This is a genomic window from Acidovorax sp. SUPP2825, assembly GCF_030158995.1.
Lineage (GTDB): Bacteria > Pseudomonadota > Gammaproteobacteria > Burkholderiales > Burkholderiaceae_C > Paracidovorax.
The window spans coordinates 40717-53725 of the sequence record NZ_BQXK01000017.1 but is presented as its reverse complement, the minus strand read 5'-3'; the positions used below and the strand labels follow the sequence as shown (position 1 = coordinate 53725).

General features: G+C 64.2%; 5 protein-coding genes and 1 pseudogene. All 6 read left to right on the top strand.

The annotated features are described in order from the left end of the window. Nucleotides 1-119 precede the first annotated feature (119 nt). A complete protein-coding gene (locus AVAK2825_RS19110; protein WP_284401808.1) occupies nucleotides 120-653 on the top strand; it encodes a MarR family winged helix-turn-helix transcriptional regulator in 534 nt (177 codons plus the stop codon). Nucleotides 654-1193: 540 nt separating this feature from the next. Next, nucleotides 1194-2498, top strand: coding sequence for a glucose-1-phosphate adenylyltransferase (glgC, locus tag AVAK2825_RS19105; RefSeq protein ID WP_284401806.1), 1305 nt, complete (start codon nucleotides 1194-1196; stop codon nucleotides 2496-2498). Further along, nucleotides 2495-4660: a glycogen debranching protein GlgX gene (gene glgX, locus AVAK2825_RS19100; protein WP_284401804.1), complete on the top strand. Its 2166-nt coding sequence runs from the start codon at nucleotides 2495-2497 to the stop codon at nucleotides 4658-4660. The genes glgC and glgX overlap by 4 nt, the downstream gene beginning before the upstream one ends. Then, nucleotides 4657-6474 (top strand): malto-oligosyltrehalose trehalohydrolase, encoded by a 1818-nt coding sequence (gene treZ / locus AVAK2825_RS19095; RefSeq protein WP_284401802.1) that lies wholly within the window; start codon nucleotides 4657-4659, stop codon nucleotides 6472-6474. Before glgX ends, treZ begins: the two co-directional genes overlap by 4 nt. After that, on the top strand, nucleotides 6471-11450 hold the full coding sequence (locus AVAK2825_RS19090) for a malto-oligosyltrehalose synthase (protein WP_284401800.1): 4980 nt from the start codon (nucleotides 6471-6473) through the stop codon (nucleotides 11448-11450). Before treZ ends, AVAK2825_RS19090 begins: the two co-directional genes overlap by 4 nt. Beyond that, nucleotides 11447-12960, top strand: a pseudogene (gene glgA / locus AVAK2825_RS19085) (glycogen synthase GlgA); the annotation flags it as partial. The gene AVAK2825_RS19090 and the pseudogene glgA, both read left to right, overlap by 4 nt. Nucleotides 12961-13009 lie beyond the last annotated feature (49 nt).

Sequence of the window (13009 nt, the reverse complement as noted above, 5' to 3'; positions counted from 1 at the left end):
GCGGCTTTGGCCCACGAGGCCAGGGCTGCCCCGAGTGTCAGAGCAATCCGTTCAGGTGTCTTGTGCTGGACTGGCAGGGATTGCGAGGACTCTTACACTCGACCGCCCGGAAACCCTCCATGCATGAATCTCCCGTCGATCCATCCACCGTCCAACACCTGCTCGGCTACGCCCTGGCACAGGCACGGGTAGCGGCCAACCGCGCCTTTTTCCAGGCGATCGGCGAGCCCATGCAATTGCGCACCGTCGAATTTTCCCTGTTGATGCTGCTCATGCCCGGCGAAGGATTGTCCCAACGGCAGCTGGCGCAGGCGCTCAACCTGAGTGCGCCCAACCTCACCCTGGTGGTGAGCCGACTGCAGAGCCGGGGCCTGCTGGTGCGCGAGCGCAACCCCACCGATCGCCGGGCACAGGCCATCCGCCTCACGGCCGAGGGCCTGTCCATTGCCCGGCAGGCGCATGCCATTTCGCTGGAGATGGAAGCAGGCATGCGCCAGCTGTACTCGCCGGCCGAATGGGCGCTGCTGCTGGAGTTGCTGCAGCGCGTCAGCCCCGGCGCGCAGTCGGCCAGAGAGGAGCAGGCGCGGGCAGCCCAGCGGCAGGCGACCCGTGCCCCCATCGGCCATCAGCGCAACAATATCAACGGCATATAGCTATTAATTAAATAGCAAACAGCCAGAAGGTCACGGCCAGCACGCCATTCGCCGTACGCGAGATCCGGCTGTACGCTGGCGTCCCCGACGCGTAGCCGCTTAAGCGGCATGTGACACCAGCGCGGGTGTCCGCTGCGATGGTGGCCGTGACAATTCGCAGCCGTGCCGGCGCCCGGACCAGGCACCGTGGCGAGACCGCAGAACCATGTAGGCAAGTGCCTACATAGGCAGGTAGGAACTTCCTGCAACCTCTTGTTGCATCGCAACAGAAGATGCGTCCAGGACCACCTGCATGCACCCCAACTCCCTCCATGACCCGGCCTCCGGAGCCCCCTGCCTTCCAGGCAAGGCTCCGAGCCGGGCTCCGTCGCGCGTGAAAAGGGATGCAAGAGGAGGATGGCCCGGATCGATCCGCATGGCGCATGTGCTGGCAGCCACCGGGCTGCCCAGCATCTCCGCGTTCCGATGTCGATCTCCGCAGCCCACCCTGATTGTCTCCACCTCACCTTTCCACGTCTGATCCATCTGGGAGTTCCCACCATGTCACGCACCAAAAATGTCCTCGCCATCGTCATGGCCGGCGGTGAAGGCTCCCGCCTTCATCCGCTAACCGCGGAGCGCTGCAAGCCGGCCGTCCCGTTCAACGGCAAGCACCGCATCGTGGACTTCGTCCTGTCCAACCTGGTGAACTCGGAAATCTTTTCCATCTACCTTCTGGTGCAGTACAAGTCGCAGTCGCTCATCGAGCACATCCGCCAATCGTGGACCATGGCCCGCTTCATTCCCGAGCATTTCGTGACGGTGGTGCCGCCCCAGATGCGCAACGGCCCCGAATGGTTCCAAGGCACGGCCGACTCGGTCTACCAGAACATCCACCTGATCGAGAGCTTCCGGCCCGACATCGTCGCGGTGTTCGGAGCGGATCACATCTATCGCATGGACGTGCGCCAGATGATCGACTTCCACGTGGCCAACAACGCCGATGTCAGCGTGGCCACGCTGCCGGTGAAGCTGTCGCAGTGCGACCAATTCGGCATCGTGGAAACGGACGAGAACCACCGCATCACGCAGTTCGTCGAGAAGCCGAAATCCACGCACCCCATGCCCGGCAGTTCCACCCATGCGCTGGCCTCCATGGGCAACTACCTCTTCAATGCGGACGTGCTGCTCGACGCACTGAAGAAAGCGCACGAGACCGGTCACAGCGATTTCGGCAAGCACATCCTGCCGACCATGCTGGAGTCGCACCGCCTGATGGCCTATGACTTCGACACCAACACCATCCCCGGAACCGAGCCCTACGAAGAGCACGGCTACTGGCGCGATGTGGGCACCATCGATTCGTACTTCGACGCCCACTTCGACACGCTGGGCGCGACGCCGCGCTTTCGCATGACCAACCGCCAGTGGCCGATCTACGCCAGCCCCGACCAGGCGGAATCCGCCCAGATCGAAAATGGCGTGATCCACCGCTCGGTGGTGGGTTCGGGCAGCATCGTGGACGGGGCCTCCCTCGACCATGCCATGCTGCGCCGTTCGGTCGTCGTCGAGCGCGATGCCCGTCTGGAGCATTGCATCGTGATGGAGCGTACCCGCATCGGCCGCGGTGCCCAGATCCGGCGCGCCATCATCGACCAGGACAACGACGTGCCCGCCCATGAACGCATCGGCTTCAATCTGGAAGAAGACCGCAAGCGCTTCCATGTCACCGAAAGCGGCATCGTGGTTGTCCCACGCAAGTTCTTCACGACCCAGCAGGATTCCGGCACCAACACCCCCAGCATCGGCCGTGCCCGGCCACCGGCCCCCATGGCCCCCGAAAGCGACCGCAAAGTAGCTGCATGAAACCCGACCTGATGAATACGCCTTCCGCTCCCGTTGCATCCCGCCACAAGAAAGTCCGTTATACCGTCGAGCCGGGCCGCCACTGGCCGCAGGGGGCCACGGCGAGCCGGCACGGCGTGAACTTCGCCGTCTATGCGCCATCGGCCGAAAAGGTGGAGATCTGCCTGTTCTCCGAGGACGATCAGGAAACGGCGCGCATCACGCTGCCCTGCCTGAGCCGGGACACGTGGCACGGATTGGTGAAGGGGTTGAAGGTCGGTCAGAAATACGGACTGCGGGTGCACGGCCCCTACGAGCCTGGCAACGGACATCGCTTCAACCCCGCGAAACTGTTGCTGGACCCGTACGCGCTCGCCCTCGATCGGCCGGTGCTCGGCCATGCGGAGCAATTCGGCTACGAACTGGATCAGGAAGAAGAAGACCTGCAGCCCAGCACCGTGGACAACGGTGCGGTGGCGCCCAAATGCCGCGTCGTCAAATCGCGTTTCGACTGGGGTGACGATGCGCCACCCCGCGTTTCTGCCAAAGACACCGTGTTCTACGAAGTGCATGTGAAGGGCTTTACCCAGACCATGCCCGGCGTGCCCGAGCCCCTGCGAGGCACGTATGCCGGACTGGCCAGCGATGCCGCCATTGCCCACCTGCGCGAGCTGGGAATCACCAGCGTGGAGCTGTTGCCTGTCCAGGCATTTCTGGACGACAAGCGGCTGGTGGACAACGACCTCACCAACTACTGGGGCTACAACACCGTTGCGTTCTTCGCGCCGGAGCCACGCTACAGCGCCTCCAAGTCAGACGGCGGCGTGGACGAATTCAAGGCCATGGTGAAGGCGCTGCACGCTGCCGGGCTGGAGGTGATTTTGGACGTGGTCTACAACCACACGGGAGAAGGCAATCACTTGGGGCCGACCATCAGCTTCAAGGGCATCGACAACGCCGCCTATTACCGGCTGTCTCCGGAAGACGCGCGCTACTACGTGGACTACACCGGCACCGGCAATACGGTGGATACAAGCAGCCCGGCCGCGTTGCGCCTGGTGCTCGACAGCCTGCGCTACTGGGTGACGGAAATGCACGTGGATGGTTTCCGCTTCGACCTGGCCTGCGCACTGGGCCGTGACCCCACGGGCGCCTTCACGCACCGTGCCGCTTTTTTCGCGGCCGTGGCGCAAGACCCCGTGCTGTCGGGTGTCAAGCTCATTGCCGAGCCTTGGGACCTGGGCCCGGACGGCTACCAGGTGGGCGGATTCCCGGTGGGATGGATGGAATGGAATGGCCGCTACCGCGACGCCGTGCGCGATTATTGGCGCAACGCCGACAGCAGCCTACCCTCGTTCGCCGCCTGCCTGTGCGGTAGCGCCGACATGCTCGCCGCACGCAAGCGACCGCCGGTGGACAGCGTGAACATCGTGACGGTGCATGACGGCTTCAGTCTGGCCGACCTGGTGAGCTACAACGAGAAGCACAACGACGCGAACAAGGAAGACAATCGCGACGGTGAAAACCACAACCGCAGTTGGAACTGCGGTGCCGAAGGCCCATCGGACGATCCCGCAATCCAGGCCCTGCGCGCGCGCCAGATGCGCAATTTCATCGCCACTCTGTTCGTCTCGCACGGCACGCCCCTGCTGCTGGGCGGTGACGAAATGGCCCGCACCCAGCACGGCAACAACAACGGCTACTGCCAGGACAGCGCCCTGTCCTGGTACGACTGGAACCAGGCCACGAGCGAGGGCGAACTGATGGGATTTACCCGGGCCCTGCTGGCGCTGCGACATGCATTGCCTGTGTTGCGTCCTGCCGTGCACCCGGCAGGCACCACAGGACACCCTGCTTGCGTGGCCCTGAACTGGCACAGCGTCTGGGGCCTTTCAATGACCCAGGAAGAATGGGAAGACCCCCAGGTGCGCTGCGTAGCAGCGCTGATGGAGGGCCATGGCGACAGCGAGTCGGTCATGTTGCTGTTCAATGCGACCCCTGCCGATGCGGTCTTCACCCTGCCTCAGGACGAGCATGGCCGCGTGTGGACCGTGCGGGTGGACACCCGCACCGCTGCCGTGCCACCAGCCGACGCGACAGACATCGCTGCAGGCGGGCAGTGGACGCTGCAGCCGCATTCCATGGCCGTTCTGACCACACCCTCACGCACCGACCTGTCATGAAGTACCGGCATGACATGCCGTTCGGCGCCCGGCTCACGGCCGACGGCGGCGCCGGATTCAGCCTTTGGGCGCCCAACGCCCGCGAAGTGGTTTTGCACCATGGCACGGCGCCAGCGTCGCCCATGGTGCCGCTCCCGGCGCAATCCCGTCCGAACGGCTGGTGGCACGTGGAATTGCAAGTAGCCTCTCGCGCCACCCGCTATCAGTGGCAGGTGGACGGTGGCCCGCTGATGCCGGACCCGGCATCGCGCAGCAATCCCAACGGCCCGCATGGCGTCAGCGAGATCACCGATGCCAAGGACTTCGACTGGCAGGTGGACTGGCAAGGGCGGCCCTGGAGCGAGGTGGTTCTGTATGAACTGCATGTGGGCACGTTCACGCCCGAGGGCACCCTTCAAGCCGCGCTGCAGCAGTTGCCGCGCCTGAAAGACCTGGGCATCACCACAGTGGAATTGATGCCCCTGGCATGCTTCGGGGGCCGGTTCGGCTGGGGATATGACGGCGTGCTACCCTTTGCTCCGCACCCTGACTACGGAACCCCCGATGACCTCAAACGCTTCATCGATGGGGCACATGCGCTGGACCTCATGGTGATGCTCGACGTGGTCTACAACCACTTCGGACCGGACGGAAACTACCTCGGCCTCTACGCACCGCAGTTCTTTTCTGAAAAGCACACCAGCCCTTGGGGCGCCGCCATCAACTTCGACGGCGCCCAGAGCGGGTCCGTGCGTGAATTCTTCATCCACAACGCGATGTACTGGATCGAGGAATTCCGGTTCGACGGACTCCGCCTGGACGCGGTGCATGCCATCATCGACGACAGCGAGCCCGACTTTCTCGCCGAACTTTCGCAGCGCGTGCGAACCGCATGCGCTGGCCGGCATGTACACCTCGTCCTCGAAAACGAGAAGAACCAGCCGGAGCATCTGGCGCCCAGCCCCCAGCCCTCCCGCTATGACGCGCAATGGAATGACGATTTTCACCATGCACTGCATGTGCTGCTGACTGGCGAAACGCAGGGCTATTACGGCGACTACGGTATTGAGCCAACCGCCCTGTTGGCGCGCGCGCTGACGAACGGCTATGTCTTTGCCCACAGCGACCGCGACGGACAAGGTCGCAGGCACCAGGTGGTGGCTGCGGCGCCCGAGCCCCTTTCCACCATGGTCCAGTTCTTCGGCAACCACGATCAGGTCGGCAATCGCGCGTTCGGTGAAAGGCTGGCGCAATTGGTTCCAGCGCCCGCTGCCGAACTGGCCATGCTGCTGACTTTGCTGGGCCCGGCGACGCCGCTGATCTTCATGGGCGATGAATTCGGCGCCCAGACACCGTTTCTCTACTTTGCCGATTGGGAAGGGGAACTGCGCGATGCCGTGCGCCAGGGCCGGTTGCGCGAATTCGGCCACGAAGTCCCGCCGGGCGGCACGCTTCCGGATCCTTGCGATGCGGTCACCTTCGCACACAGCCGCCTCGACTGGCAGCAAGCCGACAGCCCGCAAGGCCTGGCGCGACAAGCCTTGCTGCGCGAGGCGCTCGCAGCGCGCAGGCAGTGGCTCAACCCACGCCAGCACCGGCTGGTACCACGGGGCCACGTGGCCCGGGTGGTGGGCGCCCGCGGCCTGCAGGTGCGGTGGCATTACGACGATGGCGCGCAATGGCAGATGGATATCAACCTGAGCGAAATGCCCGTCGAGGCGCCAATACCCGACGGCCCGCAGGGAACCCCGCGGTTTTCACACCGCTGGAGCAATGACACAACCCAATGGGCACCTTGGTCCGCCCGTTGGTGTTTTCTGGAGCCCAACGCATGACGGACCCTACCCCCGGCGAAGCCCTGCGCCATCGCGCCCACTTGGCCGGCATTGCACTGAACTACACCAGCTTCTGGGGCGAGCACCGCGACGTGCCGGCCTCCGTCATCGAGCGGGCGCTGGCCGCCATGGGAGACCATGCAGATACCAGCGCCGTGCCCTCCCCTGTGCTGGTATTGGAGGGCAGCGCGGCCACCGTGCCGCTTCACAACGAAGGGCCCTGGCGCCTGTTCACCGCTGAGACGGCGGAACGCACGCTGGTGTGCGAGGGCGTAGGCACCGTCGCCGAGGTACCCGCTTCGCTGTCCATGGGCTACTACGCCCTCCATTCACCGGGGGTATCGGCCGAACGGCTGGTTATCGTGGCGCCCGAGCATTGCTGGTCCCCGGAACCCCTGCGGCAAGGCGAACGCTGGTGGGGCCTGAGTGCCCAGCTGTACGCCCTGCGCTCGGAGCGAAACTGGGGCATCGGCGATTTCACCGATCTGGCGGACCTCGTGTCCATTGCTGCCGGGCAAGGCGCGGCTTTCGTCGGATTGAGCCCGTTGCATGCCTTGCGCGCCGATCAGCCAGAGGCTGCAAGCCCCTATAGCCCGTCAAGCCGGATGGCGTTGAACACGCTCTTCATCGATGTGGCGGCGGTGCCTGAATTCATGCGCAGTTCGGCTGCGCAGACACTGTTCTCGGACGCCGCTTTCCAGCAGCGGCTGGGTGCGTTGCGGGCTTCGAGCGAAGTGCGCTATGCCGAAGTCGCAGCCGCCAAGCAGGAGGTGCTGGGGCTGCTGTGGGACGAGTTCCAGCGCAGCGAATCGAGCACCGACTCGCCTCGAGCGGCGGCTTTCCGCGACTTCATGAGGGGTCAAGCCGACATCCTCGGGCAACACGCGCTGTACGAGGCCATCCAGTGCCATTTGAACGCCATCGACCCCAGTGTCTGGGGTTGGCCTGCATGGCCCGAAGCGATGCGCGACCCCCAGGGTGCCGAGGTTAAATCCTTTGCCCAGGACCATGCGGATCAAGTGCAGTACCGCTTCTGGCTGCAGTGGCTGGCCCATGCACAACTCGATCGGGTGAGCCAACGGGCCCGTTCGATGATGCCGCTGGGTCTCTATTGCGACCTGGCGGTCGGGGCGAACGACGGGGGCTCGGAGACCTGGACCGGCCAGGGCCTGTACGCGCGTGGCATGAACGTGGGGGCTCCACCGGACCCGCTCAACCACCAGGGACAGGATTGGGGCCTTCCTCCCATGAATCCTTGTGCGTTGGCGGCGGCGCATTTCCTGCCCATGCGCAGGCTGCTGACGAGCGTGATGCGCCCGGCCGGCGCCTTGCGGATGGACCATGTCATGGCACTCATGCGCCTGTTCTGGACCAGTGCGGACGGCGGTGCGTACGTTTATTACCCTCTGGACGCCTTGCTGGCCATCATGTCCATCGAAAGCCATCGCCACCAGTGCCTGGTGATCGGCGAAGACCTGGGCAACGTCGCGCCGCAGATGCGGGAGGCCATGGCGCACAAAACGCTGTTGTCCTATCGGCCTTTGATTTTCGAACGTGCCGATGGCGGCGCGTTCCGCACGCCGGCCCATTGGCCTCATCAGGCCCTGGCAGTGGTCAGCACGCATGACCTGCCCACACTGCGTGGGTTTTGGGCGGCCGAAGACATTGAGGTGCAGTCGCGCCTGGGCTGGCTGTCCGCCCCGGACGCCCACGCCCGCGCCTTGATGGAGCGCGCCCAGGACCGCGTGAGATTGCTCATCGCGCTCAACGAGGAAGGGCTGCTTCCGAGCGGTGCCACTGCGGACCCGCAATCGGTGCCCGAAGCCAACGCGGACTTCGTGGCCGCAGTGCATCGCTATCTCGCCAGAACACCCTGCTGGCTGGCGGCAGTGCAACTGGAAGACGTGACAGGCCAGTTGGAGCAGGTCAATGTGCCGGGCTCCACCGAGGCCATGCAGCCCAACTGGCGCCGGCGCCTGAGCGTGCCGCTGGAAAAGCTGGCGACCCATCCCTGCTTTGCGGACATTGCGGCCGCGATGCGCGCCGAGCGCGGCGGCGCAGCCCTGCCCTTCAGCGAGGCACTGCCGCCGCTCGACACCGCCGATATTCCCCTGGCGACGTACCGGGTGCAGTTCCACGAAGGCAATACCTTCGAGCAGGTCACCCGGGCCGTGCCCTATCTCCATGCACTGGGGATCAGCCACCTCTACAGCTCGCCGTATCTCAAGGCCGCGCCGGGCAGCACGCACGGCTACAACGTGGTGGACCCGACCCGTCTGAATCCCGAAGTCGGATCGGAGGCCACGCACACCGCCTTGTGCGAAGCGCTGCAGGCGCACGGGCTCAGCCAGGTGCTCGACATCGTGCCCAACCACATGGGGGTGCTGGATTCCAACAACCCCTGGTGGCAGGACGTGCTCCAGCATGGGCGGGCCTCCGCCCATGCTGGCACCTTCGACATCGAGTGGGAGCCGACCGCGCCAGAAATGCACGGGCGCGTGCTCCTGCCGATGCTGGGCGGCCATTACGGCCGCGTTCTCGAATCCGGCGAACTTCAGGTGGCATTCGACCCGCAAAATGGACGGTTCAGCATCCGCTACTGGGACCACGAACTTCCCATCGACCCACAGCATTACGCGCGCATTTTTGCAGCCGTGCCGGCCCCGGTTTCGGGAGGCGAACGCGATGGCGACAGCCTGGCGCAGATGGAATCGTTGGTGGATGCGTTCGGCAATCTGCCTTCGCGCAATACCAGTGACGAGAACGAGCGCACCATGCGCCAACGGGACACACCGCTGCATCAGCGCCGGCTTGCGGAATTGGCCGGTGAGCACCCCTGGGTGCGCCAATGGATCGAAGCGCTTCTGACACAGTGGAACGGCCAGAAGGACAGTCCGGAAAGCTTCGACGCGCTGGACCAGTTGCTGCGCGATCAGGCGTACCGCTTGGCAGACTGGCGTGTGGCAGGCGACGACATCAACTACCGCCGATTCTTCGACGTCAACTCCCTGGCTGCCGTCCGCATGGAAGACCCAGCCGTCTTCGAGTCGACCCACACCTGCATCTTTCGCTGGCTGGCCGAGGGAAAGATCTCCGGATTGCGCATCGACCATCCGGATGGATTGGCCGACCCCGCCCAGTACTTCGACCGGCTGCAAAAGCGCTATGCGTCGCTGGCGCGCGCTGCGGGACGGGAGCCCCGTGCGCTGTACCTCATCGTGGAAAAGATCCTGGCCGACCATGAGCCGCTGCCGCAGGATTGGCCCGTGCATGGAGCCACAGGATACCGGTTCAGCAGCCTGGTCAATGGGCTATTCGTCGAGCCGGCCTCTCAAGCGGCCTTCGACGATGCGTACTCCGCCTTCACCGGCGATCGCAAGGAATTCGAAGAGGCGGTGCACGAGTGCAAGAAGCACATCATCGAAACCTCGCTGTTCAGTGACCTGGGGTGGCTGGCCGACACGCTTTACCGCATCAGCCGCACCGACCGAAAGACCTGCGATTTCACGCGCAACCAGCTGCGCATCGCACTGACGGAGGTGGCGGCCGTCTTCCCCGTCTACCGCACCTACATCGCGCCCGACGGCACGGGGCTGTCCGACACGGATCGGCAACACATCGAATGGGCCATTGCGGCGGCACGTCGCCGCATAGGCACCGCCGAGGGCGGCGTGCTCGCGTACCTGCAAGGCGTCTTTGTCGGCACGGAAGGCCAGCACCTGCCCGCGTTGCGGGGCGCGTTCCTGCGCCGCTGGCAACAATTCACGGCGCCGGTGATGGCGAAGTCCGTAGAGGACACGGCGTTCTACCGCTATGTGCGTCTGGTGTCGCTGAACGATGTCGGCTCGGAGCCGCGGCGTTTCGGATTGTCCGGCGCCGCATTCCATCAGGCCAACCTGCAACGGTCGCGGCGATTGCCGCATGGGCTGCTGGCGACCTCCACGCATGACAGCAAACGTTCGGAAGATCTGCGCGCCCGCCTGAACGTGCTGTCCGAGATTCCGGCGCTGTGGGAAGACACGGCGATTCACCTGCGCGAACTCGGGACCCGTTTCACGACGGAGATCGACGGTGCGGTGGTTCCCAGCCCCCATGATCTCTGGGCGCTCTATCAAGCCCTGGTCGGCATCTGGCCGGCAGAAGGCGCCGATGCGGAGGAGCGGATCGGCTTGCGAGACCGCGCCAAGCAGTACATGGTCAAAGCCATGCGCGAGGCCAAGCAGGCGACCAACTGGCTGTTTCCCAACGAGGCCTATGAGGCGGCCGTTGACCGCTACATCGACGGCGCGCTCTCTACGGATCGTTTCGTGCGCGAGTTGGAGAAATTCGTCCAGTCCATCGCCCCCTACGGGTTTCGCAACAGCCTGTGCCAGCTCGCGCTGAAGCTGACGGTCCCCGGCGTGCCCGACATCTATCAAGGCTGCGAGCAGTGGAACTTCAGCCTCGTGGACCCGGACAACCGCAGGCCCGTCGATTTCACGGAACTGGAGCGTTCACTGGAAACAGTGCGCTCGCACTACGCCCTGGGATATCCCAAGATCGACGCATGGCGAGAGATGCTGGGCGCATCTCCGGCGCCTCTGATCAAGCAACTGGTCACATGGCGGCTGCTGCAGTTGCGGCAGAAAATGCCGGAACTGTTCCTAAACGCCACCTACCTTCCTCTGACCCTGGAGGGGCCGAGCGCCGAACATGCCGTCGCGTTTGCACGCATCCGGGAAGGCAAAGCCATTGTGGTTGTCTGCTCGCGTTTGCTGTACGGGCTGACCGCGATGGGTTGGCGTGGAACCCGCGTCGCGCTTGCCGCGGTACATCCTGCCCTGGACAAAATTCCAAGGTGGAAAAACTGGATGACGGGAGTGTCCCTGGTAGCCGACAAGGATGAAGGCCTGGAACTGGACATGCTGATGGGCGAATTGCAACCAGAAGGCGGTACCTTGCCATTCGTGGTGTTGGTGCCCGAGGACGTCGAATGAAAGTCCTCTTCGTCACGCCTGAATGCGCCCCACTGGTCAAAACCGGTGGGCTGGGCGATGTCAGTGCCGCACTGCCCCGTGCGTTGGCAACCCTGGGGCACGATGTTGCCTTGCTCATGCCAGCCTACGGCGATATGGCCATCACTGGCCAGATCGTCGGCTTGTTTGCCATTGCGCCGCAGGGTGCCTGGCCTGCAGCGCAATTGCTGCAACTGCGCCAGGAAGACGGCTTCATCCTCTACCTGCTTTCGTGCCCTCAACTCTATGCACGCGCTGGCACGCCCTACGGCGCACCCAACGGCACGGATCACGATGACAACGCGTTGCGCTTTGGCCTGCTCAGCCGCGTCTCGGCTATGATGGGAACACAGGCTACGCCCTGTGGATGGCAGGCCGACATCGTGCATGCCAACGATTGGCCCACTGGGCTGGCGCCGTTCTATCTGGCGCAAGCGCGTGCCACGGCCGACGGCGCCCCAGTGGCACGCAGCATCATCACCGTGCACAACCTGGCATTCCAGGGCATCTTTCCGATGCAGACATGCGATGCGCTGGAGATTCCGCCGGAGCATCGTGGCATCGCGGGTGTCGAATTCTGGGGTGGCATGTCGATGCTCAAAGCCGGCCTGAATTTTGCAGACGCCATCACCACCGTCAGCCCCACGTACGCACGCGAAATCCAGGGCCCCGAACTTGGATTCGGTTTAGACGGGGTGCTGCGGGAGCGTGCCGACGCATTGCACGGCATTCTCAATGGCGTCGACACGAACGCATGGAACCCGGCGAGCGATCCTCTGATCGCTGCGCCCTACAGTTTGGAAAGCCCGTCGGGCAAGGCGCTGAACAAAACCGCGTTGCGCCAGCGATGCGGGCTGGGTACTGCGGAAAACCGCATGCTGTTCGGTCTGGTCGGAAGGCTCACCCAGCAAAAAGGCGTCGATCTCGTGGTGGAGGGTGCGGAGCGTCTGGTGCAGCAAGGGGCACAGCTTGTCGTCTTGGGCAATGGCGATGCTGCAATCCAGTCCCGCTTCAGGCATCTGGCGGCCCTGCACCCTGAGCACATCAGCGTGACGCTGGGCTTTGATGAATCGTTGGCCCACCAGATCGAGGCGGGCGCGGACTGTTTCCTCATGCCCTCGCGATTCGAGCCATGCGGACTGAACCAGATGTACAGCCAGATCTACGGAACCCCACCGATCGTGACGAACACGGGTGGACTCGCGGACTCCGTCGTGGACGCTGATTCACCTCACTCGGCAGGCACCGGATTCATCATGCCGGCCGCCACCCAGGAAATGTTTGACGAAGCGGTGCAGCGGGCCATCGCGGCATGGCAATCACCCGTCACCTGGGAATCGCTTCAACGCGCCGGAATGCGGCAAACCTTCGGTTGGGACGCATCGGCCAGGGTCTATTCCGATCTGTACGGTCAATTGCTTCATCCCTGAGCGCCAGGCCGAGATCATCGTTCTGTTCTGTCCTACAAAAAGCGAAAGAGGCTGCGGAAATACTTGTCGAGCGATTAGCAACAAGGCATCGCCAACCCGACGCCTGCACTT